The sequence below is a fragment of the Mesorhizobium sp. USDA 4775 genome (genome assembly GCF_054062655.1).
Map to the genome: position 1 here is coordinate 2,016,433 of NZ_JBSSFM010000001.1, position 22,655 is coordinate 2,039,087.

The following is a 22,655-nucleotide window of genomic DNA, read 5'->3' on the forward strand; positions in this document are numbered from 1 at the left end:
TCAAGGCGCCCAGAAAACCTCTACGGGCCTGGGCGCGGCGTCGAGCACGGCGCGGATCGGCTTTCGCGGCCCGGGCGCGACCGCGCCGTCGAAGGCGGCGCGCTTGTCCTCGCCCTCTATGTGCAGCGCGATGAAGCCGGCATCGATGATGCGCGCCAGCGTCAAGGTGAGCCGCGGCTCGCCCGCACTGGCCGCGTGGACCGGCAGGATGATCCGGTCCGAGGCCGGGTCGAGCAGCTTGGCCAGATCGTCGGCATCGGGAAAGAACGAGGCGGTGTGGCCGTCCGGCCCCATGCCGAGCACCACGACATCGAGCGGCCAGGGCAGGGAGCGCAGCGCCGCATCGTCGGATGCCGCTGCATCCTCGATGCCCGATGCCTCATGGTAGAGGGGCACGAAGCGCGCCGCCTTGGCCGCGTTCTGCAAGAGATTGGCGGCCACCAGCCCGGCATTGGAGCGCGGCGAGGAGGCGGGCACGAAACGCTCGTCGACCAGCGTCACGATCACCTTGTCCCAGGCGATCGGCATCGCCGAGAGGGCGGCGAAGAATTTTGCCGGCGTCGTGCCGCCGGAGACGGCCAGCACGGCCGTGCCGCGCACGGCGATCGCCTTGGTTAGCCGGTCGGCCACGCGGCCGGCCAGCGCCGCTGCCAGTTGCGGACGGTCGGGGAAAGCGTTCCAGTTGTAGCTGGCGCCGTTCAATTGCTCTCGTGCCATGTCCGCCCGTCACGTTCGATCAGCGCTATCGAGGCCGACGGCCCCCATGTGCCTGCCGTATAGCCCTGCGCCTCCTGCTTGGCGCCTTCCCAGGCATTCTGGATCGGGTCGATCCATTTCCACGCCGCCTCGACCTCGTCGCGGCGCATGAACAGCGTCTGGTTGCCGCGGATGACGTCCATGATCAGCCGTTCATAGGCATCGGGCGCGCGGCCGTCGAAGGACTGCGCGAAGCTCATGTCGAGCGAGATCTGGCGCAGCCGCATGCCGCCTGGGCCTGGATCCTTGATCATGATGAACTGCTTGACGCCCTCGTCGGGCTGCAGCCGGATGACCAGTTGGTTGGCGAAGATCGGCCCGGCGCTGTCGCCGAAGATCGAATGCGGGATCGGCTTGAACTCGATAACGATTTCCGAAACCCGGGTCGCCAGCCGCTTGCCGGTCCTGAGGTAGAACGGAACGCCAGCCCAGCGCCAGGTGCCGATCTCGGCCTTGATGGCCACGAAGGTTTCGGTGTTGCTGTCCTTGCCGAGCTCCTCGACATAGCCCTTTACCGGCCCGCCGGCCGATGCACCGGCGCGATACTGGCCGCGCACCGTGTGCTTCGGCGCCTCGTTGCCGTTGATGCGCTTCAGCGCCCGCAGCACCTTGAGCTTCTCGTCGCGCACGGCGTCGGCGTCCATCGACGACGGCGCCTCCATGGCGACGAGGCAGAGCAGCTGCAGCATGTGGTTCTGCACCATGTCGCGCAGCGCGCCGGCCTTGTCGTAGTAGGTGACGCGGTCTTCCAGGCCGACGGTCTCGGCGACGGTGATCTGTACGTGGTCGATATGCGCGGAATTCCACAGCGGCTCGTAAAGCGCGTTGGCAAAGCGCAGCGCCATCAGGTTCTGCACCGTCTCCTTGCCGAGATAGTGGTCGATGCGGAAGATCTGGCTTTCGTGGAAGTCGTCGCCGACCAGATCGTTGAGCGCCTGCGCCGAGGCAAGGTCGCGGCCGATCGGCTTCTCCAGCACGATGCGCGAGTTCGGCGTGATCAGCTTGTGCTCTTTGAGCTTGTGCGAGATATCGCCGAACAGCGCCGGCGCTACCGCCAGATAGAAGGCGCGGATGCTCTCGCTCTCGCCGATCGCTTTCTTAAGCTTGTCGAAGCCGGCGCCGCTCGTCGCATCGGCCGAGACATAGGAAAGCCGCGCCAGAAAGGTCTTCAACTCCTTGGCGTCGATATCGGCCGGCTTGACGTGGTCGGAGATCGCCTGGCTGGCGAAGGCCCGGAATTCCTCGTCGCTCATTTTCGAGCGCGATGTGCCGATGATGCGTGTCGGCTCGGAGAATTGGTGGTCGCGCTGGCGATAATAGAGCGACGGCAGAAGCTTGCGTTCCGACAGGTCGCCGGTGCCGCCGAAAATGATGAAGTCGAAAGGGTCGACGGGAATGATCTGGCTGGTCATGGTCTGTCCGCTTTGACGCCGGTCGCGAGTACGCGGCTGATATATTCTAATCGATTTAAATTTTCCAGTGCCATGGTGTCACATCGAGGACCAATCGCTGGATATTGATTGGATCCACATGTGCGCTTGACACTGGCGCTTACCGGAGGCTTGTCGGTGAACGAAGACTCCGGAAGCTTTCGCAGTTGCAGCATAGAACGTGAATGTGACGAAAGCTAAGGGAGAAATAGCGCCTTGTCTGTCGCGGCATCGGCCGCGCCGGTCAGCCGCTCTATTGGTTCCAGGAAGACATCGATGAGCGGGAAAAGCATGCGTCTGGAAAACAAGGTCGCCATCATCACCGGCGCGGCATCAGGCTTCGGCGAAGGCATGGCCAAGCGCTTCGCGCAGGAAGGCGCCAGGGTCGTTGTGGCCGACCTTAACGCCAAGGGTGCGGAGCGCGTCGCCGGCGAGATCGGCGAGGCGGCGATCTGGACGCAGACCGATGTCTCGCTGCGCTCCGAATTCGACGAGATGGTCTATACCGCCAAAAGCGCCTTCGGCCGCATCGACATCATGGTCAACAATGCCGGTTACACGCACCGCAACGGCGACATGCTGAAGGTCGACGAGGAAACCTTCGACCTGATCACCGCTGTCAATATGAAGGCGATCTATCACGCGGCCCTTGCCGTGGTGCCGATCATGGAGCGGCAAGGTGGCGGCGTCATCCTGACCACGGCCTCCACCGCTGGCCTCAGGCCTCGGCCCGGCCTCACCTGGTACAATGCCTCGAAAGGTTGGGCGATCACCGCCACCAAGTCGATGGCGGTGGAACTCGCGCCGAAGAACATTCGCGTCAATTGCCTCTGCCCGGTCGCCGGCGAAACCGGCATGCTGGAGAAATTCATGGGCGCCGACACGCCGCAGATTCGCGAGACTTTCCGCGCCTCGATCCCGCTCGGCCGGCTTTCGACGCCGCTCGACATCGCCAATGCCGCACTCTGGCTGGCGTCGGACGAAGCTGCCTTCATCACCGGCGTGGCGCTGGAGGTCGATGGCGGCCGCTGCATCTGAAGCGCATCGTCATTGTGGCGCAGGTCGGTTCGACCGAGCCTGTGACTTCAAGTTTGACTTGTAGCGGCAGGGCGCAAATCGTGCGGTGGCGAGTCCGGCCTCAGCCGCAAATGCGCCGGTACATCAGCCGCCGGTCTTGATGTAACTCTTGTAGACCCAGCCGGTCTTGCCGTTGTAGACGATCTGGCACCATTGCTTGCAGTTCATCACCTGCACCGAGGTTCTTGCCGGCACAGTGCCGATGGCGGTTGCGTTCTTCTTCGGGCCGCTGCGCATGGTCACCGGTCTCAGGATGCGCCCGTTGCCGGCCGCCGCCACCTTGCGTGGCTTGGCCTTGGCCTTGCTGCCATCATCACTCGCCGTCGGCTGCTGTTCGGGCGCTTGTGGCTGCACTTCAGGGATCGCGGCGGTCTTGGCTCCATCCGGATTGCTGCTTGCCGCTGGTGCCGGCGCGGCAACCTTGGCAAGTTCGCTGGCGGCATCGGTATCGGTCGCCGATGGCGCGAATGCCGCCGCGGCGGCCGGCTTGTCTGGCGTCGGCTTAGCCTGATTGGCCGCCTGGCTGGGGGCAGCCGCCTGATCGGGTGCCGCCGAAGCGGCCTTCGGCTGCGCTCCAGTCCAGCGGGGATCATTGGCCGCTAGCGTTTGTATGGTTGCTTTCGCCGCCGCCATCGTCGGTGAGACCTGGTCGGACTTGCGGGCGGGCTGTGGCACGGTCGCCGCGGCCACCGTGGTTCCGGCTGGGACGATCTTCGTCGTTTTCACCGGAATGGTCGGAATGCTCTGTTCCTGGCTGGCGGCTGCTTGCCGCTCGCTCGTCGGCAATGCCAGCCAGAGCGCCACCGCGGCCACGCCGAGCAGTGCGGCGGTGCCGACCGCGGCAATCACCAGATGCGAGTTCGAACGGACTCCCTGCCAGAAGGACGGCCGCATGTCGTATCCAAACTGCATGGCAAAGCGCCGACGTTCCGGAACACCGAAACTGAAGGGCTCTCTCACTCTCGCCACCTCCATACGCGGGCCGATGTTCTTTCGATCGTTGCCGGAAGTCCGGCGTCTAATCGGCATCGGTCCCAAAAATCAACACGGGCAAGCCCGCAGCAATCCCCGAATAGTCGCCCAGAAGCGCGAACCTTTCGCCCCCGATTGTGGCATCAGTACGCCATTATAAGCGATTCTGCGCCTTTGCCGCCATTTCCGCAATGTGTCGCAAGGGCAATGAATATTACAATATTACATCAGATCGTGATGGCGATTGGATCCAGCACGAGGCGCGTCGCGTCGAAACGGGTTCATGCGACTCACTTCAGGCCTATATAGTTTCCCCTAACCGGGGGGCATTTCTGGCCAATATGCCCCTAGATCCGGTCGCGTAGCGCGAACCAGTTGAGCGCCAGGAAAAGCAACGGTGTGCGGAAACGGCGGCCGCCGGGAAATGGCGGAATTTTCAAATCCTCGATCAGTTTCAGCCGGTCGCGATTGCCGGCAACGGTTTCGGCATAGAGCTTGCCGAAGAAGTTCGACAGCATGACACCGTGGCCGGAATAGCCCCCGGCCGAGATCACATTGGGCATCACTTCGCGCACGAATGGTTTCCTCGGCACGGTGATGCCGACATAGCCGCCCCAGCCATGGGTGATCTCGATGTCTTTCAGCGCCGGATAGAGCTCCACGATCTGGCGGCGGATATGGATGTGGATGTCCTTCGGGTCGTTGACGCCGTAGACCTCGCGTCCGCCGAACAGCAACCGGCCGTCCCGCGATTTGCGGAAATAGCGCACCACAAAGCGGGAATCGTCGACGGACTCGCCGCCGGGCAGCACTTTCGAATCTGCCCCCAAAGGCACGGTCGCACCGATGAAGGAGCCGATCGGCATGATGTGCGCGGCACTCACCGGCTCGAGCGTGCCGCCATAGGCGTTGACCGCGATCAGGCATTTCTGCGCCGTCACAGTACCTCTCGGCGTGGAAACCCTGACCTTGCCGCCGGCGGAAACGATGCCGGTCGATGGCGTCCCTTCGAACAACTGCGCGCCGGCATGCGCCGCCACCCGCGCCGTGCCGATCACCAGCTTCATCGGATGGATATGGCCCGTGCCGGTGTCGCGGGTGCCGCCGAAATAGGCGGTCGAACCCAGCCGCTCCGCCGTCTCGGTCTTATCCATGAAGGAAATATGCGGATAGGAGAAACGGCTGGCCATGATCTCGGCATGCGCCTTATAGTCGTCGACATAGCGCGGCTTGTGCGCCACCGAGAGCTGACCCGGCATGTAGTCGATATCGATCTGGTTGGCGGCGGCGAATTCGATGAGATGCGCCTTCGCCTCTTCGGCGAGATCGAACAGCGCCTTGGCGCGGGACAGACCGTATTCGGCCTCCAGATCTTCTGCCCAGGCGCGCTGGCCGGTGCCGAGCTGGCCGCCATTGCGACCCGATGCGCCGTCACCGAAGCGATAGGCTTCGATCAAGACGACATTGGTCCCCGCCTCGGCTAGATGGACCGCCGCCGACAGCCCGGTAAAGCCGCCGCCGATGATGACGACATCGCAACTCCGGTCGCCATCGAGTGCCGGATATTCTGGTCTAGGTCCGGCCGTGTCCTCATACCACGAGCGGCCGGGAGAAATGGGGGATTGGTAAGGCATGGTGCTCACTGGGCAGTAGGGCAGTAGGGCAGTAGGGCAGTAGGGCAGTAGGGCAGTAGGGCAGTAGGGCAGTAGGGCAGTAGGGCAGTAGGGCAGTAGGGCAGTAGGTAGAACTATTCAGGGGACAATTTGCGGATGAGAGGCCGCAAGAGCGTTCCCACGCTCTCACTTCGGTTCATCAATGGTTCGGTTGCCTGATGGGAGGTGATTCCGACGCGCTGCGCGATCAGCAGATGGGTCTCCAACTCTTTGAGAGATCCCTGTGCAATTCTGAGAAACTGCTGATATGAAGCTCGGCTTTCTCGCCCACAACCCTCGGCAATGTTGGCGGGAACGGAGGTAGCTGCACGACGTACCTGAGCCGTCAGCCCGTAGCGCTCATCCTTTGGCCAGGCTCTGGCTGTTTCGTAGATCGAAACCGCCAGATCCATAGCTTGCTGCCAGACAATCAAATCTCTGTACGATTCAATCTTGGCCGCCATCCTTGCCCTACTGCCCTACTGCCCTACTGCCTTACTCCCCTATTCCCCTAAACATTCAGCAGAAGATACTCCCGCTCCCACGGGCTGATCACTTCCATGAAGGTCTCGAATTCCGCCCGCTTGATCGCCGCATAGGTGGCGGCGAAGGATTTGCCCAGCAGCGCGCAGAGTTCCTCGTCGCCCTCGAACAGGTCGACGGCTTCGAGCAGACTGCGCGGCAGGTCGATCTCGTCCGCATTGGCGGTCGTCAGCACCGGCGGCTCGGCCTTGATCTTCCTGGTGATGCCGATCAGCCCGCAGGCAAGCGAAGCCGCCAGCGCCAGGTAGGGATTGGCATCGGAGGACGGGATGCGGTTTTCGACACGCCGCGCCGCCGGATCCGAACGCGGCACGCGGAACGCCGTGGTGCGGTTGTCATAGCCCCATTTGTTGTTGACCGGAGCCGAGGCCGCCTGCGTCAGCCGCCGGTAGGAATTGACATAGGGCGCGAACATCACCAGCGCGTTCGGCACGTGTTTCTGCATGCCGCCGATGAAATGGAAGAACGCCTCGGTCTCCGAGCCGTCCTCGGCCGAGAAGATGTTCTTGCCAGTCTTCTTGTCGATGATCGACTGGTGGATATGCATGGCAGAACCCGGCTGGCCCTGGATCGGCTTGGCCATGAAGGTGGCGTAGATCTCGTGCTTGAGCGCGGCTTCGCGGATGGTGCGCTTGAACATGAACACCTGGTCGGCGAGCTCGATCGGGTCGCCGTGGCGCAGATTGATCTCAAGCTGGCCGGCGCCCTCTTCATGGATGAGCGTGTCGATCTCGAGGCCCTGGCTTTCGGAGAAGTGGTAGATGTCGTCGATCAGTTCGTCGAACTCGTTGACGCCGGCGATCGAATAGCCGGCGCCGCCGCCGATTGCACGGCCCGAGCGACCGACGGGCGGGGTGAGCGGATAGTCCGGGTCCGGGTTCTTGCGCACCAGGTAGAACTCGATCTCGGGCGCCACCACCGGCCTCAGCCCGAGCTTGTCATAGGCGGCAAGCACGCGCTTCAACACATTGCGCGGCGTGAATTCGACCGAGCGGCCGTCCTGGTGAACGAGGTCGCAGATGACGGCGGCCGTTGGGTCTTCTTCCCAGGGCACGACTGTCAGCGTCGACAGGTCCGGCATCAGCTTGAGGTCGCCGTCGTCTTCCGGATAGTGGAAGCCGTTGCCGTCTTCGGGATAGCCTCCGGAAATCGTCGTCATGAAGACGGCCGAAGGCAGCGCCAGCGAGGTGTTGGAGGTGAATTTCTTCGACGGCATCATCTTGCCGCGCGCCACGCCCGCCTGATCAGGGGTGATGCATTCGATGTCCTCGATGCCGCGCCATTCCAGCCAGTCGCTGACTTCCTTCCAGTTCTTCACACCGCGCAGGTTTTTCACGAAGGCAGGCGTACGCGCTCGTCCTCCGCGGCTCGACGGACGGACTTCCTTTTTTGCAGGCGGCATCATTCACCAGATTGGGTTGCGGATTTGCGAGTATAGCCGTGCCCCACTGTGTAAGGGAAGGGGAGGTGCCGCCGGCATTCCTCGTTCCGGTTGAAAATCACGTCGGTCGGCCTAGGTTCGTACGGCTCCCAGCCCGGAAGGCATCGATGCGAAACAACAACGAACTGACGACCATTGGCTTCGACGCCGACGACACGCTTTGGCAGAACGAACAGTTCTTCCGCATGACGGAGAAGCGTTTCGCCACCATGCTTGCCGATCATGGCGAGGAGAAACAGATTTCGGCGCGATTGCTCGAGGCCGAGCGGCGCAACCTTGCCGTCTATGGCTTCGGCATCAAGGGGTTCACCCTGTCGATGATCGAAACGGCGATCGAGGTCACCGACGGGCGTGTACCGGCTTCGGTCATAGCGGAGATCCTCGAGGCTGGCCGCGAGATGCTGAGCCACCCGATCGAGGTCTTGCCGCATGTGCGCGACACAGTGGAGAAACTTGCCGGCGCCTACCGCCTCGTGCTGATCACCAAGGGCGACCTCTTCGACCAGGAGCGCAAGCTGGCCGGGTCCGGCCTCGGCGACCTGTTCGACGCGGTCGAGATCGTCAGCGACAAGAATGCCGCGACCTATTCCCGCCTTTTCAGTCGCCACGGTGACGGCCCCGCAAAGAGCATGATGGTCGGCAATTCGCTGAAGTCTGACGTGGTGCCGGCCATCGAGGCCGGCGGTTGGGGCGTTCATGTGCCGCACGAACTCACCTGGGTGCTCGAGCATGTCGAGGCGCCGCTCGCCGAGCCGCGGTTTCGCCAGATATCCAACCTCGGGCAATTGCCCGAACTGGTCCAAACGATCGCCAGAGGGAGTTGATCGCGCTCTGCACGTCGCCCAAAAGTAACCTCGGTTTGGGGAGAACGATATGCATGGAACAACGACTGAAGCGCGCTAGGTGACGCGCTTAGCGGCTTATCAGGCGATCGATCACCGGTTGCAGCCGCTCGGGCGTGATCGGCTTGGCGACGACGACGTCAATCACGTTCGACAGGCCCAGGCTCTCCGGCGTACCGGTCTTGGTCGAAAGCAGGATCACGGGAGGAAACGATTTTCCCGAAGCCCGTCGCAATGTTTCGATGCCGGACATCAGGATGTCGCAGTCCTTGTTGTCCGCGCCGCCATCCAGCACGATCACGCCTGGCACGAGTGTCCGCAAGGTCTTCGCCGCCATGTCGGGCGATTCCGAGATTGGCTTGAGCCCGGATCGCTCGACGATCTTCGACACCACCACGCGATTGATCGGCGATTTCCCGACAACAAGCACTTGCGAGGGACTGCGTATCGTCTCGGTGCTTGAATCCTGGGTCACCAGATTCGGATGTTTTGCGGTCTCGCCCTCGTTTCTCACTGGGCACCCAAGTCGGCCAAGAAGCTCGCCCCTATTTCAATGCAGAGTTGAATCTGGGCGACAATTGGCGTGAGATAGCAGCCCATGTCAAGTTGAAATAAAAGCCTTCCGAAAACGCTCCTGCGATAGTGGAGTCAAGCAACAGTACTGTACTGCCCTGTCCACGGATTGGTTGCGTAAAAATAAAATTCACCTGCGCATACGCTGCGCAGGTGAAGGGCAGGTTGCAACGATTTCCGGTCAGCCATGGCTCTGTTGTGTGACGATCACCGGGATCAGAAGGTCGCCCCAATTGCCGTCGCCGCCATGGTGCCTCGCCGAGCGCACCAGCTCCACCGAGACGCCGGCCTCGACCGCCTTCATCACCGACTGGTTGAGCCTGTGCAGATCGTTGGCCAGCATGCGGATCGTCGCCTGCTGGTCGACGCTCATCGTGGTCGATTGTTCTTCTGCCCGTTCCTTGACGCGGCTTATCGATGCCATTGGTCTTCTCCTGTGTGTGAAGCCCTGTTGGGCGTTTCCTCGGTGTTTCTGATCCGCTATTCGGCGGCCGGCCTGAACTGTGCGTGCTCGGTCGATTCATGCATGGCGGTGGTCGACGACTTGCCGCCGGTGATTGCCATCGACACGGCATCGAAATAGCCGGTGCCGACCTCGCGCTGGTGCTTGGTCGCGGTGTAGCCATTGGCTTCCGCCGCGAATTCGGCCTCCTGCAATTCGGAATAGGCCGCCATCTGCCGTTCCTTGTAACCACGCGCCAGTTCGAACATGCCGTAGTTGAGCTGGTGGAAGCCGGCGAGCGTGATGAACTGGAACTTGTAGCCCATGGCGCCGAGTTCCCTCTGGAACTTGGCGATCGTCGCGTCGTCAAGATTCTTCTTCCAGTTGAAGGAGGGCGAGCAATTGTAGGCGAGCAGCTTGCCCGGATGGTGCTTGCGCACGCCCTCGGCGAATTTTTTGGCCTGTGCGAGGTCCGGCTTCGAGGTCTCGCACCAGATCAGGTCCGCGTGGGGGGCGTAGGCGATGGCCCGCGCGATGCAGGGCTCGATGCCGTTCCTGACCTGGTAGAAGCCTTCCACCGTGCGTCCGGCATCGTAGTCGACGAAGGGCTGGTCGCGCTCGTCGATGTCGGATGTCAGAAGCTTCGCGGCTTCGGCGTCGGTGCGTGCCACGACCAGGGTCGGCGTGCCCATCACATCCGCTGCCAGGCGCGCGGCGTTGAGGTTGCGGATATGCGCGGCGGTCGGGATCAGCACCTTGCCGCCGAGATGGCCGCACTTCTTTTCCGACGCCAACTGGTCCTCGTAGTGAACGCCGGCGGCGCCCGCTTCGATGAACGCCTTCATGATCTCGAAGGCGTTGAGCGGCCCGCCGAAGCCGGCTTCGGCGTCGGCGACAATCGGCGCGAACCAGGTCTCGACCGAAAGCCCGTTGCCCTCGGAGGTCTCGATCTGGTCGGCGCGCTGCAGCGTCCGGTTGATGCGCTTGACCAGCTCCGGCGCGGCATTGGCCGGATAAAGCGACTGGTCGGGGTACATCGCCGAGGCGGTGTTGGCGTCGGCGGCGACCTGCCAGCCCGACAAATAGATCGCCTTCAGTCCGGCGCGCACCTGCTGCATAGCCTGATTGCCGGACATGGCGCCGAGCGCGTTGACGAAATCCTCCTCGTGGATGAGCTTCCACAGCCGGTTGGCACCCATTTCGGCGAGACTCTGACGGATCTGCACCGAGCCGCGCAGCCGCTTCACATCCTCTGGCGAATAGGGACGTTCGATGCCGTCGAAGCGGCCTTCCGGTGCCGAGGGAACGAGATTGTAAAAATCGGTCATGAGTCACTCCGAAGGATTGCTGGATTTTGTCCGCGCGCCAATCTTTTGGCGCATCGGGATGTGACTGAATTTACATTGCGGCGCAAAATTAGCCAGAAAAATCAGCCGATACGGCCGAAGATTAGGGAAAACCTGTGTTGTGTTTGACAGAGGCTTGCTGTAAATTTGTCATAGTTGTAAAACTCACTGGCAATGGGATGCCGCGAATGTCGTGTAAATTCCTGTCAAGAGCAGTTGATGGCTGAGCAGAAGATTTTCGCCGGGCCGCGCATCCGCCGCATTCGCAACGCCAAGGGCCTAACCCAGACGGCGATGGCGGAAGGGCTCGGCATCTCGCCGTCCTACCTCAACCTGATCGAGCGCAACCAGCGGCCGCTGACGGTGCAGCTGATCCTGAAACTGGCCTCAGTCTACAAGGTCGACCCGCATGAGCTGCAGGGCGAGGCGAGGGGGTCGGTCGCGGCCTTGAAGGAAGTGTTCACCGATCCGCTGCTGGTTGGCGAATTGCCGGGAGACCAGGAGTTGATCGAACTTGCCGAGGCAGCGCCCAATGCGTCCGCGGCGGTGATAAAACTGTTTCGCGCCTATCGCGAGCAGGCCGAGCGACTGTCAGACCTCAATGAACTCCTGGCGCGCGAAGGGCGGGCGACCGCGCTATCCGGCGCTCGCCTGCCAATCGACGAGGTGCATGAGACCTTCGAGCGGCGGCCGAACCATTTTACGGCACTTGAGGAAGAGGCCGAGGCGTTCACCGCGGTGCTCGATCCCGGCGACGATCTGTTCGGTGCGTTGAAGGCATGGCTGAAGCGCGAATACGGCATCGTGGTCAAAGTGCTGCCGGTCGCCACCATGCCGAACTGGCGCCGTCGCTACGACCGCCATTCGCAGCGCCTGTTCCTGTCCGAGAGGCTGTCGCCGTTCGACCAGCTACGCGAAGTGGCGATGGAGGCCTGCCTGATCCGCATGACGGTCGCGGTCGCCGGCGAGATCCAGGCGCTCAAGCTGACCACCGACGAAGCCCGCCGCCTCGCACGTTTCGAGCTCGGCCGCTATGCCGCGCATGCGCTGATGATGCCCTACCAGGCCTTTCATGCCGCCGCCATCCGCGCCCGCTACGACATCGATGTCCTGCGCTCGCGCTTCGGCGTCTCTTTCGAGCAGGCCGCGAACCGGCTGACCATGCTGCAGCGGCAGGGCGCACCGGGCGTGCCGTTCTTCATGCTGGAGGTCGACAATGCGGGGAACCGTTTTCGCAGGGCCGGCAGCCAGGGCTTTCCGCACAGCCGCTTTGGTGGCGGTTGCCCCAAGCTGCCCGTGCATGCCGCCTTCACCCAGCCGGGTCAGGTTTTCGTCGAAGCGGTGGAAATGCCTGACGGCGCCGAGTTCCTGTGCATCGCCCGCACGCTGGAAGGGCCGCAGGGCGCGTTCGCGGAGCGCCCACGCCGCACGGCGCTGCTGCTTGGTTGCGACATCGGCTTTCGCGACGACATCGTCTATGGCGCGGCGCTGCCCGGCGCCGTGGTCGGTGCTAGGGCTGGACAAGGCGCCGTCGCGGCGACGCCGGTCGGACCCGCCTGCCGGCTTTGCGAGCGCGTCGGCTGCCTGGCGCGGGCCGAACCGCCGGTGACGCGTCCGCTTGGCCTCGACGAGATGGTGACGGGCCTGAGCGCTTTCGACTTCCAGTAATGCGAGAACAAACGTGCCACAATCGTCGCCGGTGTCTGGATCACCCGCGGCTTTAGTCTTTGCGTTACGCGAACAGAGCAGTTTTTTGTCGTCCCTTGCGCATCGTCCCGTCCACAAAAGCTCGACACTCGCGCCCATGACAGACGCAGCATCATCGCCGGGCCTTGTTGCATCGACCTCCTCGCCGCGCGAGGAACGTGTCGGCATGCTTCTGGTCTTCCTGTCGGCGCTGATGTGGAGTTTCGGCGGCACCATCGCCCGCTTCATCACCGTTGGCGACAGCTGGACGGTTATTTTCTGGCGCTCCGTCTGGGCCGCCGCCTTCCTGCTCCTGTTCATGACCTGGCGTGACGGCTGGCGCGGCATGCTGAAATCGTTTCGTGACATGGGCCTGCCTGGCCTTGCCGTCGGCTTCTGTTTCGCCATCGCATCGACCGCCTTCGTCGTGGCGCTCGCCTACACCACCGTCGCCAATATCCTTTTGATGCAAGCCGGTGTGCCGCTTCTGGCGGCGCTGTTGGCCTGGGCCTTGTTTCGCGAACGGGTCAGTGCCGTGACTTGGGTGGCGATTGCCGCCGTCATTGCCGGCGTTGCCATCATGGTGTCGGAATCACTCAATGGCGCCGTCTCGCCCATAGGCGACGGGCTGGCGCTGCTGATCGCGTTCATGTTCTCGATCGCGACCGTCATCACAAGGCGGTTCGCCAGTGTGCGGATGACGCCGGCGACCTGTCTCGGCACGTTCCTGGCCGCGGGCTTTGCCGCCTCGCAGGCGTCGACCTTCGCGGTTTCAGCGGGCAACATGGGTTTTCTCTTCGCTTTCGGCGTGGTCAATCTCGGCATCGGTCTCGCCTTCTTCGCAACTGGCGCGCGGCTGATCCCGGCCGCCGTCGCGGCACTGCTCGGCACCTTCGAGCCGATCCTTGGGCCGATATGGGTCTGGCTCATCCATTCCGAGGTGCCGTCCGGCCGCACCATCATCGGCGGCGCCGTGGTGGTCACGGCGCTGCTCGTCCATATCGGGCTCGAATTCAAGCGCCAGGCACGGCCGCGGCGGGCAGGGGTCACCGGAGTGCCGTCGCCGAATTGATGCGGGCCGCTGAAGCTTTGCCATTGACAATGTTGCTGCCGCCCGGGCAGGCTGGGTCCACAGCAACAACAAGACAGGCGTATCTTGCCAAGTCTCCCCGGCGGCCCGATCGAGACCGCTCCATATTTCTATATTTCTGTCCGCGCGGCGGCGAAAGCTTCTGACGGCACCGCGATTCCTTCCAGCCTCGGACGATTGCGCGGCCGCGGCCGTCGCGCCAATCGGCGCTTGTTGTCCCCTGGAAAGCTCAAAAGTCTGAAACAAATGCCCGGTCGCGCACATGTCGCGACGAGCCGGCGATGGAACACTCACCAAAGGAGAATAGCATGATCCGCAAAGCGCTCTGGCTTTCGGCGACCTCGGTATTTCTGACATTGTTCACACCTGCCGGCCATGCCGAGGACCGTGTCGTCAACGTCTTTAACTGGTCGGATTACATCGACAGCTCCGTCATCGAGGACTTCACCAAGCAGACCGGCATCAAGGTCGTCTACGACACCTTCGATTCCAACGAGATCCTGGAAACGAAGCTGCTTGCCGGCGGTAGCGGCTACGACGTCGTCGTACCCAGCGGCAATTTCCTTGCCCGCCAGATCCAGGCCGGCGTCTTCCAGAAGCTCGACAAGTCGAAGCTGCCGAACATCTCCAACATGTGGGACGTCATTTCGGAACGCACCGCCAAGTACGATCCCGGCAACGAATACTCGGTCAACTACATGTGGGGCACCGTCGGCATCGGCTATAACGTCAAGAAAGTGCAGGCCGCGCTCGGCACCGACAAGATCGACAGCTGGGATGTGTTCTTCAATCCCGAAAGTCTCGCCAAGCTGAAGGATTGCGGCGTCTATGTGCTGGATTCGCCGGCCGACATCATTCCGGCGGCGCTGAAATATGTCGGCCTCGACCCGAACAGCACCTCGCCCGACGATATCGCCAAGGCCGAGGAAGCCCTGATGAAGGTCCGCCCCTTTATCAGGAAATTCCACTCGTCCGAATATATCAACGCCTTGGCCAACGGCGACATCTGCCTGGCTATCGGCTTCTCTGGGGACGTCTTCCAGGCCCGCAACCGCGCCCAGGAGGCCAAGCAGGGTGTCGAGATCGGCTATTCCGTGCCGAAGGAAGGCGCCCAGATATGGTTCGACCAGATGGCGATCCCCGCTGATGCGCCGCATGTCGCCGAGGCGCATGAATTCATCAACTACATGATGAAGCCCGAAGTCATCGCCAAGTCTTCAAACTTCGTGCTCTACGCCAACGGCAACAAGGCTTCGCAGCAGTTCGTCGACAAGGCGATCCTGGACGATCCGTCAATCTATCCGGACGAAGCGACGGTGCAGAAGCTCTATACGGTCCAGCCGTACGATCCCAAGGCCCAGCGCGTCATCACGCGTACCTGGACCAAGATCGTCACCGGCCAATAAGCATCTGAAGCGACCTCGGCGGACAGCTGCCGGGGTCGCGTTTTTTGGGGCACGAAGCAAGAAACAGAACGGAGTGGGGATATGAAATCGCTTGGCAGCATCCGCAGGGATTTCGCGCCATGGAACGACCCGAACGCCAAGCCATACATCCAGTTCGACAACGTCACCAAGAAGTTCGGTGACTTCACCGCCGTCAACAATCTGTCGCTGACCATCTTCGAGCGCGAGTTCTTCGCCCTGCTCGGCGCCTCGGGTTGCGGAAAGTCGACGCTGCTGCGGATGCTCGCCGGTTTCGAGGAACCGACGGCCGGCCGCATCCTGCTCGATGGCCAGGATCTGCGCGGCATCCCGCCCTATCGCCGGCCGGTCAACATGATGTTCCAGTCCTATGCGCTGTTCCCGCATATGACGGTGGAGAACAACATCGCCTTCGGCCTCAAGCAGGAAGGCATGCCCAAGCCCGATATCGAAAAGCGCGTCGCCGAGATGCTGAAGCTGGTCAAGCTCGAGCAGTTCGCCAAGCGCAAGCCGCACCAACTCTCCGGCGGCCAGCGCCAGCGCGTCGCTCTCGCCCGCTCGGTCGCCAAGCGGCCGAAGGTGCTGCTGCTCGACGAGCCGCTCGGCGCGCTCGACAAGAAGCTGCGCGAGGAGACCCAGTTCGAACTGATGGACCTGCAGCAGGAGCTTGGTCTCACCTTCGTCGTCGTCACCCACGACCAGGAAGAAGCGATGACCATGGCAGATCGCATCGCCATCATGGACAAGGGCGAGGTCATGCAGGTGGCGACGCCTGCGGAAGTCTACGAAGCCCCGGCCTCGCGCTTCGTCGCCCATTTCGTCGGCAATGTGAACATGTTCGAGGGCAAGGTCGCCGAGCGGTCGGCCAATACCACCCGCATAACCGGAGCGAGCGGAGCCCAGATCGTCGTCGAGAATGGCGGTGCCGTGGCCGCGCCCAATGCCGATATCGTCTTCGCCATCAGGCCGGAGAAGATCAAGGTCTCGTCGAAGAAGCCGGCCGATGCCGTCAACGCGATGGAAGGCGAGGTCTATGACGTTGCCTATCTCGGCGACATGACCGTCTACCACATCAGGCTCGACGATGGGCAGATCGTGCGGGCAAGCGCCTTGAACGCGGCGCGCGTGACCGAGGATCCGCTGACCTGGAACGATCGCGCCTGGGTGTCATTCCGGCCCGATGCCGGCGTCGTGCTGGCGCGGTAGGGGGCTGATATGTCCAACATCGCTGTCGCCGATGCCGCCGCGCCATCGACTGCCAAGCCTTTCCTGACGCGGCTGGGTGCCGGTTTCGTCAATCGGCTCGTCATCATCGTCCCCTACCTGTGGCTGCTGTTCTTCTTCCTTATCCCCTTCGTCATCGTCTTCAAGATTTCATTGTCGCAGACGGCGATCGCCATGCCGCCCTACACGCCGGTGCTCGACTTCAGCGACGGCGTCTCCGGCTTCTTTGCCGGGTTTCGCGACCTCAACTTCGACAACTATGTCTGGCTGACGCAGGACGCGCTCTATTTCAAGGCCTATGTGACGAGCGTCATCATTGCCGCGATCTCGACCGTGCTGACGCTGATCGTCGGCTACCCCATCGCCTATGGCATGTCACGCGCGCCGGCGACCATCCGCCCGACCTTGCTGATGCTGGTCATCCTGCCGTTCTGGACGTCGTTCCTGATCCGGGTCTATGCCTGGATCGGCATTCTGAAGCCTGAGGGCCTGCTCAATCAGCTGCTCTTGTCGCTGCACATCATCAACCAGCCGCTGGTCATCCTCAACACCTATACGGCGATATTCATCGGCATCGTCTATTCCTACCTGCCCTTCATGGTGCTGCCGCTCTATTCGTCACTGGAAAAGATGGATTACTCGCTGATCGAGGCGGCCAAGGATCTGGGCTGCCCGCCGACCGCGGCTTTCTGGAAGATCACCTTCCCGCTGTCGCTGCCGGGCGTCATAGCCGGCTGCCTGTTGGTGTTCATCCCTGCCGTCGGCGAGTTCGTCATTCCCGACCTGCTCGGCGGATCGCAGACGCTGATGATCGGCAAGACGCTGTGGAACGAGTTCTTCGCCAACCGTGACTGGCCGGTCTCGTCGGCCGTCGCCGTCATCCTGCTTCTGCTGCTCACCGTGCCGATCATGCTTTTCCAGCAGGCACAGGCGCGTGCCCAGGAGCAGGGCAAATGAACGCGACCTGGAGCCGCTTCAACGTCACCTCGATCGTGCTTGGCTTTGCCTTCCTGTACCTGCCGATCGTGCTGCTCATCGTCTTCTCCTTCAACGAATCCAAGCTCGTCACCGTCTGGGGCGGCTTCTCGACCAAATGGTACGTGTCGCTGTTCCACAATCAGGGCTTGATGGACGCCACCTGGGTGACGGCGCGTGTCGGCGTCATTTCGGCCACCGTGGCGACCGTGCTGGGCACGCTGGCGGCGCTCACCCTGACGCGCTACACGCGGTTCCGCGGCAGGGTGCTGTTTTCCGGCATGGTCTTCGCACCGCTCGTCATGCCGGAAGTCATCACCGGCCTGTCGCTGCTGCTGCTTTTCGTTGCCGTCGGCCTCGACCGCGGCTTCTTCACGGTGACGCTCGCCCACATCACGCTGACGATGTGCTTCGTGGCGGTCGTCGTGCAGTCGCGCCTGGTCTCCTTCGACCGGTCGCTGGAGGAGGCGGCGATGGATCTCGGCGCAACGCCGGCCAAGACCTTCTTCCAGATCACGCTGCCGGTCATCCTGCCGGCGATCGTATCCGGCTGGATGCTGGCCTTCACGCTGTCGCTCGACGATCTGGTCATCGCCTCCTTCACCTCGGGACCGGGCGCCACGACGCTGCCGATGAAGATCTACAGCCAGGTCCGTCTCGGCGTGACGCCGGAGATCAATGCCGCCTGCACCATCCTGATCGCCGTCGTCGCGGTCGGCGTCATCATCGCTTCGATCGCCAACAAGCGTCGTGAGGTGCAGCGCCAGCTCGACGAACAGGCGGCGCAACGCGGCTGAGCATGATCCCGAAAAGTGGAAGCCGGTTTTCGGACAAGATCATGCTCAACTGAACGGAAGCATGATCCCGAAAAGCATGCCCTCGGGCCTGACCCGAGGGTGAAGCCTGTTTGATGCCCAGCGAAACGTAAGCGCGCTTCTATTCGCCCGAAACGCCACGGCTTATCGGCGAAATGAACGGCGTGCTCCAGGTTCCGCCGACGAAGAAGGACGACTGGTTGGGGCCTTGCTGGCCGGTCTTCTGCGCCGCCGCCTGGTCCGGCTGGATAACGCCGCCGGACAGCGCCAGCCCGCGCCCCGCATAGGAGGCGATGCCGGAAAGCCAGATCTTGTATTTCGCCGAATTGGCCTCGGCCTTGTCCAGCCTCGCCACGCCGCGCGAAATGGTCGCTTTCACTTCGGCGCCGTCGATCGGCAGCGTGCCGTCCGAGACGTCGTCGAGCGCGAAGAAGCCGCCCTGTTCGGTATGCTTGAGAAAGGCCGGCAGGTTGAACTTGCTGAGTGCGCCGGGACCGAAGGTCGCCGAGACCGAGCCGTCGGCGTTTTCAAAGATCGAATCCCAGGTCCTGCCCGGTCCCTTGAGGATGACAGAAACGGTGCCTGTGCCGACCGGCACCAGCCCGGTCATGCCGGCCGCCGTGCCGAACGCGCCGCCATCGACATCGGACGCAAGCAGCCGGATCTCTACCTGTGTGCCCTCGGGCTTGCGGTCGAAACGAAGACTGGTCTGGATGTTGCCGCCAAAGGCCGAGGCGTCGGAGATATCGAAGACGGAAAGACCGTCCTTGACCTGGGCGGTGGCGGCGACATCGGCAAGCTGGATCGTGCCGGCCGTGGCGTGCGCCGCCGACAGCCTCAGATCCAGATTGACCCGGTCGGCGAAACTTGCCTCCACGTCACCTGGGCCGGTCCCGCTCGCTGGTCCGAGCGGGGTAAAGGCGGACAGAAACGATCTGAGGTCGAGCGTGTCGAAGGCGAGCGTGCCCGAGATCACGGGTTGGGCGTCGCCAAGCGACAGGTCGAGCGCGCCCATGCCCGGATTGTTGTCCAGCGTCAGCGCGGTGTTCTCGAACTTGACGCGTCCGGCCGACGCCGTGACCTTGCTCGAAATGCTGACCGAGCCGATCGCGGCACTTGGCGCGATACCGGCCTGCGACCATTCCAGCACACGGCGCAATGAGGGTGCCGCGAACTTCACCTGGCCGTCGAAATAGGCGTTCTCCGACATGCTGGCCGTGCCGTCGAATGAGAAGGTGGCGGGAGCTGCCTTGAAAGACAGGGTGAGCGGCGCCACACCGCCGGCAAACAGCACAAGCGGCTTCTGTGAGGCAGCGTCGAGGGCGACGCTTTCGCCGCGCCAGATTCCGGTTGCCGACAGCGTCGCATTGCTGTTCATCGCCGCCCAGGTCGCCTGGCCGCTAAGGCTGCTCAGGATCTCCACGTCCTTGCCGTTGACGGAAGCCACCATGCGGCCGTCCCTGAATTCAACCGTGCCGAAGGCATCTGTCGGCAGTTTGTCCAGGTTGGGTTTGGCGGGGTCGGCACTGACCACGCCACGTGCCGTGTCGATGGAGCGCGCGATGCGCCCACCGGTCGGCGCGGTGGGCAGGAACAGGCCGTCCGCGGTCCGCTGGACCCGGATCGTCGGCCGCACCAGCCGCGCCGTGGAAAACACCACATCGCCCTGCAACGCCGCCATCGCCGATAGGTCGATTTCGACGCGTTCGGCTTCGACGACCGGCGGCGCGTCGGCGTCCGTCCATTTCGAAAGCGTGACATCGGTCAGGATCGCCCGGAATTTCGGCCAGACCTCGATGCGCGGCGAGCCTTCGATGGCGACCCGGAAGCCGCTCCAGGCGCTCATTTCCCAGGCGATGCGATCGCGCACGATGCGCGTCGAGGCGATCAGCGGCAGGGCTGCGACCACCAGAGCGATGACGATCACGGCAGCGCCGATCGCCCATACTCCGCGGCGGATCAAGGATGATGGCATCTCGCCCTATATGCTTCCGTTCCGATTAATCGCCTGACGTAAAACCCCAGTCGTCACTACGACTTAGGACTGAGGCATTTCAAGTCTTTATGGCCCGGCGATGGCATTTGCGCACACCTGAGCGCTTCGGCCCAACAAAATCTTGCTCTGCTGCGCTGCAATATGCATAAGCGATGACGACCGTGGGAGGATCGATCATGGCTGCCGAAGTACCGCTCTGGACCCCGACGCAAGACCGGATCGACGCTTCGCCATTAACTGCTTTCCTGAAGGCGGCGGAGGCGGAAGCCGGCGCCACATTCGCGTCCTACGGCGACCTTCACCGCTGGTCGGTCGAGGATCGCGAAGGGTTCTGGAGCCTGGTCTGGGACTTTTCCGGCATTGTCGGTGAAAAGGGCGAGCGCCTGCTGGCCGATGGCGACAGGATGCCCGGTGCCTCCTTCTTTCCCGACGCGACGTTGAATTTCGCCGAGAACCTGTTGAAGAAAACCGGCGCGGGCGAGGCGATCGTCTTTCGCGGCGAGGACAAGGTGGAGCGGCGGCTGTCCTGGAACCAGCTGCATGGCCTGGTCTCGCGCCTGCAGCAGCTTTTCCTGTCGCTCAAGGTCAAGAAGGGCGACCGCATCGCGGCGATGATGCCCAACATGCCCGAGACCGTCGCCGCCATGCTGGCCGCCGCCTCGATCGGCGCGGTGTGGTCGTCCTGCTCCCCCGATTTCGGCGAACAGGGCGTGCTCGACCGGTTCGGCCAGATCGAGCCCGTCATCTTCATCGCGCCCGACGGCTATTGGTACAATGGCAAGGCGATCGAGGTCGCCGACAAGGTCGCCGCGGTCGCGGCCAAGCTCGGCAGTGTCCGCAAGGTGCTGCTTGTCGATTATCTCGGCACCTCGGCCGATGTGGCAGCAACCATCGACAAGGCGGTGGCGATGGAAGAGGCGCTGTCGCCCTTCGCCGCCAAGCCAGTCAGCTTCGAGCCTCTGCCGTTTTCCCCCTCGCATCCGCTCTACATCCTGTTTTCATCAGGAACCACCGGCATCCCCAAATGCATCGTCCATTCGGCCGGCGGGACGCTGATCCAGCATGTCAAGGAACATCGGCTGCATGCCGGCCTCGTCGACGGCGACCGCTTCTTCTACTTCACCACTTGCGGCTGGATGATGTGGAACTGGCTGGTGTCGGGCCTGGCTTCCGGGGCGACGCTGCTGCTCTATGACGGCTCGCCCTTCTACCCCGACGGCAATGTGCTGTTCGACTTCGCCGATGCCGAGAAGATGACCTTCTTCGGAACCTCGGCCAAGTTCATCGATTCCGTGCGCAAGGCCGGCCTCAAGCCGATCGGCAGCCATGACCTGTCGACAGTGCGGGCGATCTCCTCCACCGGTTCGCCGCTGTCGCCCGAGGATTTCCGCTTCGTCTATGACGGCATCAAGAAGGACGTGCATCTCGCCTCGGTTTCCGGGGGCACCGACATCGTCTCCTGCTTCGTGCTCGGCGTGCCGACGCAAGCTGTCTGGACCGGCGAGATCCAGGGACCTGGCCTTGGCCTGGCCGTCGATGTCTGGGACGACGACGGCAAGCCGATCCGGCAGGAGAAGGGCGAACTGGTCTGCACCAAGGCGTTTCCGTCGATGCCGATCGGCTTCTGGAACGACCCCGACGGCAAGAAATACCAGGCTGCCTATTTCGAGCGTTTCGACAATGTCTGGTGCCATGGCGATTTCGCTGAATGGACGGCGCATGGCGGCATGATCATCCATGGCCGCTCGGATGCCACGCTCAATCCGGGCGGGGTGCGCATCGGCACGGCGGAGATCTACAACCAGGTCGAACAGATGCCGGAAATCCTCGAAGCGCTGTGCATCGGCCAGGATTTCGACAATGACGTGCGTGTCGTGCTGTTCGTGCGGCTGGCCGCGGGCGCCGAACTGGACGAGGATCTGGAGAAACGCATCCGCGCCAAGATCCGCAGCGGGGCGAGCCCGCGTCACGTACCGGCCAGGATCGTCGCCGTCACCGACATCCCGCGCACCAAGTCGGGCAAGATCACCGAACTCGCCGTGCGCGACGTCGTGCATGGCCGCGCCATCAAGAACAAGGAAGCGCTCGCCAACCCGGAAGCGCTGGAGCTGTTCAGGAACCTGCCGCAGCTTGCCGAATGATCCCGACCGGCATGGTTAACGAAACATGTCGCGGGAATTTACCTAGATTTCACGAGTGGTACACATTCGTAAATTTTTCGGCGAGCCGGTAAGGACTTGTTAAGGCCCGGCCCCGATAGTCGCATGTAACTTGAGGGAGAAATCCCGTTCCTCAGCCCCCGGAGGATCTGAATTCGCTCAAGCCCCCGTTGTGACAGCAATCCCATCTCTTAAGGCGTCCTCCAGGGCGC

At 62.8% G+C, this 22,655-nt stretch carries 19 protein-coding genes; 9 read left to right on the forward strand and 10 right to left on the reverse strand.

Features of this window, described 5'->3' with window-relative positions:
- Both pgl and zwf read right to left on the reverse strand, forming a co-directional pair.
- Positions 1-717 (reverse strand): 6-phosphogluconolactonase, encoded by a 717-nt coding sequence (gene pgl / locus ACVILI_RS09790; protein ID WP_019860337.1) that lies wholly within the window; start codon positions 715-717, stop codon positions 1-3.
- Positions 699-2,168, reverse strand: coding sequence for a glucose-6-phosphate dehydrogenase (gene zwf, locus ACVILI_RS09795; RefSeq protein ID WP_019860336.1), 1,470 nt, complete (start codon positions 2,166-2,168; stop codon positions 699-701). Before zwf ends, pgl begins: the two co-directional genes overlap by 19 nt.
- 309 nt (positions 2,169-2,477) lie before the next feature.
- Between zwf and ACVILI_RS09800 the strand changes: the two genes are divergently transcribed.
- A complete protein-coding gene (locus tag ACVILI_RS09800; RefSeq protein ID WP_038644630.1) occupies positions 2,478-3,224 on the forward strand; it encodes an SDR family oxidoreductase in 747 nt (248 codons plus the stop codon).
- 123 nt (positions 3,225-3,347) lie between these two features.
- Here ACVILI_RS09800 and ACVILI_RS09805 read toward each other — a convergent pair whose 3' ends face one another.
- From ACVILI_RS09805 to ACVILI_RS09820, 4 genes are all read right to left on the reverse strand, one after another.
- Positions 3,348-4,223 carry an SH3 domain-containing protein gene (locus ACVILI_RS09805; protein ID WP_038652114.1) on the reverse strand — a complete coding sequence of 292 codons (876 nt, stop codon included), beginning with the start codon at positions 4,221-4,223 and terminating at the stop codon, positions 3,348-3,350.
- A 359-nt stretch (positions 4,224-4,582) separates the two neighbouring features.
- On the reverse strand, positions 4,583-5,869 hold the full coding sequence (locus ACVILI_RS09810) for an NAD(P)/FAD-dependent oxidoreductase (protein ID WP_038644631.1): 1,287 nt from the start codon (positions 5,867-5,869) through the stop codon (positions 4,583-4,585).
- A 113-nt stretch (positions 5,870-5,982) separates the two neighbouring features.
- A complete protein-coding gene (locus tag ACVILI_RS09815; RefSeq protein WP_038644632.1) occupies positions 5,983-6,351 on the reverse strand; it encodes a four helix bundle protein in 369 nt (122 codons plus the stop codon).
- Between the two features lie 47 nt (positions 6,352-6,398).
- Entirely contained in the window at positions 6,399-7,835 is a 1,437-nt protein-coding gene (locus ACVILI_RS09820) for a glutamine synthetase family protein (protein ID WP_019860333.1), read from the reverse strand.
- Positions 7,836-7,978: 143 nt separating this feature from the next.
- On the opposite strand from ACVILI_RS09820, the gene ACVILI_RS09825 reads away from it, so the two are divergent.
- A complete protein-coding gene (locus ACVILI_RS09825; protein ID WP_038644635.1) occupies positions 7,979-8,695 on the forward strand; it encodes an HAD family hydrolase in 717 nt (238 codons plus the stop codon).
- Positions 8,696-8,783: 88 nt separating this feature from the next.
- Here the strand turns inward: ACVILI_RS09825 and ACVILI_RS09830 are convergent, their stop codons facing one another.
- The 3 genes from ACVILI_RS09830 to aceA form a co-directional block, all read right to left on the reverse strand.
- Positions 8,784-9,227, reverse strand: a complete 444-nt coding sequence (locus ACVILI_RS09830; protein WP_038644637.1) for an ANTAR domain-containing protein — start codon at positions 9,225-9,227, stop codon at positions 8,784-8,786.
- A 240-nt stretch (positions 9,228-9,467) separates the two neighbouring features.
- Positions 9,468-9,710, reverse strand: coding sequence for an SMc00767 family acetate metabolism repressor (locus tag ACVILI_RS09835; RefSeq protein ID WP_006202762.1), 243 nt, complete (start codon positions 9,708-9,710; stop codon positions 9,468-9,470).
- Positions 9,711-9,766: 56 nt separating this feature from the next.
- The gene (aceA, locus tag ACVILI_RS09840) at positions 9,767-11,056 is read right to left on the reverse strand and encodes an isocitrate lyase (protein ID WP_038644640.1); all 1,290 of its coding nucleotides are present in this window, start codon (positions 11,054-11,056) and stop codon (positions 9,767-9,769) included.
- A gap of 237 nt (positions 11,057-11,293) precedes the next feature.
- Here aceA and ACVILI_RS09845 point away from each other — a divergent pair, with 237 nt between their 5' ends.
- From ACVILI_RS09845 to ACVILI_RS09870, 6 genes are all read left to right on the forward strand, one after another.
- Entirely contained in the window at positions 11,294-12,742 is a 1,449-nt protein-coding gene (locus tag ACVILI_RS09845) for a helix-turn-helix domain-containing protein (protein ID WP_027047235.1), read from the forward strand.
- 136 nt (positions 12,743-12,878) lie between these two features.
- Positions 12,879-13,832 carry a DMT family transporter gene (locus tag ACVILI_RS09850; RefSeq protein ID WP_038644642.1) on the forward strand — a complete coding sequence of 318 codons (954 nt, stop codon included), beginning with the start codon at positions 12,879-12,881 and terminating at the stop codon, positions 13,830-13,832.
- A 326-nt stretch (positions 13,833-14,158) separates the two neighbouring features.
- On the forward strand, positions 14,159-15,256 hold the full coding sequence (locus ACVILI_RS09855) for a polyamine ABC transporter substrate-binding protein (RefSeq protein WP_019860326.1): 1,098 nt from the start codon (positions 14,159-14,161) through the stop codon (positions 15,254-15,256).
- Positions 15,257-15,337: 81 nt separating this feature from the next.
- Positions 15,338-16,480 (forward strand): ABC transporter ATP-binding protein, encoded by a 1,143-nt coding sequence (locus ACVILI_RS09860; protein ID WP_019860325.1) that lies wholly within the window; start codon positions 15,338-15,340, stop codon positions 16,478-16,480.
- A gap of 9 nt (positions 16,481-16,489) precedes the next feature.
- Positions 16,490-17,455 (forward strand): ABC transporter permease subunit, encoded by a 966-nt coding sequence (locus ACVILI_RS09865; protein WP_019860324.1) that lies wholly within the window; start codon positions 16,490-16,492, stop codon positions 17,453-17,455.
- Positions 17,452-18,270, forward strand: a complete 819-nt coding sequence (locus ACVILI_RS09870; RefSeq protein ID WP_019860323.1) for an ABC transporter permease — start codon at positions 17,452-17,454, stop codon at positions 18,268-18,270. Before ACVILI_RS09865 ends, ACVILI_RS09870 begins: the two co-directional genes overlap by 4 nt.
- Positions 18,271-18,409: 139 nt before the next feature.
- Here the strand turns inward: ACVILI_RS09870 and ACVILI_RS09875 are convergent, their stop codons facing one another.
- Positions 18,410-20,263, reverse strand: a complete 1,854-nt coding sequence (locus ACVILI_RS09875) for an AsmA family protein (protein ID WP_038644644.1) — start codon at positions 20,261-20,263, stop codon at positions 18,410-18,412.
- Positions 20,264-20,460: 197 nt separating this feature from the next.
- Here ACVILI_RS09875 and ACVILI_RS09880 point away from each other — a divergent pair, with 197 nt between their 5' ends.
- Entirely contained in the window at positions 20,461-22,425 is a 1,965-nt protein-coding gene (locus tag ACVILI_RS09880; protein ID WP_457102423.1) for an acetoacetate--CoA ligase, read from the forward strand.
- The last annotated feature ends 230 nt before the right edge of the window (positions 22,426-22,655 follow it).

Coding starts and splice junctions, on each gene's coding strand:
- ACVILI_RS09800 (WP_038644630.1), top strand. CDS start 2,478: ATGCGTCTGGAAAACAAGGTCGCCATCATCACCGGCGCGGCATCAGGC.
- ACVILI_RS09825 (WP_038644635.1), top strand. CDS start 7,979: ATGCGAAACAACAACGAACTGACGACCATTGGCTTCGACGCCGACGAC.
- ACVILI_RS09835 (WP_006202762.1), bottom strand. CDS start 9,710: ATGGCATCGATAAGCCGCGTCAAGGAACGGGCAGAAGAACAATCGACC.
- pgl (WP_019860337.1), bottom strand. CDS start 717: ATGGCACGAGAGCAATTGAACGGCGCCAGCTACAACTGGAACGCTTTC.
- ACVILI_RS09860 (WP_019860325.1), top strand. CDS start 15,338: ATGAAATCGCTTGGCAGCATCCGCAGGGATTTCGCGCCATGGAACGAC.
- ACVILI_RS09850 (WP_038644642.1), top strand. CDS start 12,879: ATGACAGACGCAGCATCATCGCCGGGCCTTGTTGCATCGACCTCCTCG.
- ACVILI_RS09810 (WP_038644631.1), bottom strand. CDS start 5,869: ATGCCTTACCAATCCCCCATTTCTCCCGGCCGCTCGTGGTATGAGGAC.
- zwf (WP_019860336.1), bottom strand. CDS start 2,168: ATGACCAGCCAGATCATTCCCGTCGACCCTTTCGACTTCATCATTTTC.
- ACVILI_RS09875 (WP_038644644.1), bottom strand. CDS start 20,263: ATGCCATCATCCTTGATCCGCCGCGGAGTATGGGCGATCGGCGCTGCC.
- aceA (WP_038644640.1), bottom strand. CDS start 11,056: ATGACCGATTTTTACAATCTCGTTCCCTCGGCACCGGAAGGCCGCTTC.
- ACVILI_RS09820 (WP_019860333.1), bottom strand. CDS start 7,835: ATGATGCCGCCTGCAAAAAAGGAAGTCCGTCCGTCGAGCCGCGGAGGA.
- ACVILI_RS09880 (WP_457102423.1), top strand. CDS start 20,461: ATGGCTGCCGAAGTACCGCTCTGGACCCCGACGCAAGACCGGATCGAC.
- ACVILI_RS09815 (WP_038644632.1), bottom strand. CDS start 6,351: ATGGCGGCCAAGATTGAATCGTACAGAGATTTGATTGTCTGGCAGCAA.
- ACVILI_RS09855 (WP_019860326.1), top strand. CDS start 14,159: ATGATCCGCAAAGCGCTCTGGCTTTCGGCGACCTCGGTATTTCTGACA.
- ACVILI_RS09845 (WP_027047235.1), top strand. CDS start 11,294: ATGGCTGAGCAGAAGATTTTCGCCGGGCCGCGCATCCGCCGCATTCGC.
- ACVILI_RS09870 (WP_019860323.1), top strand. CDS start 17,452: ATGAACGCGACCTGGAGCCGCTTCAACGTCACCTCGATCGTGCTTGGC.
- ACVILI_RS09865 (WP_019860324.1), top strand. CDS start 16,490: ATGTCCAACATCGCTGTCGCCGATGCCGCCGCGCCATCGACTGCCAAG.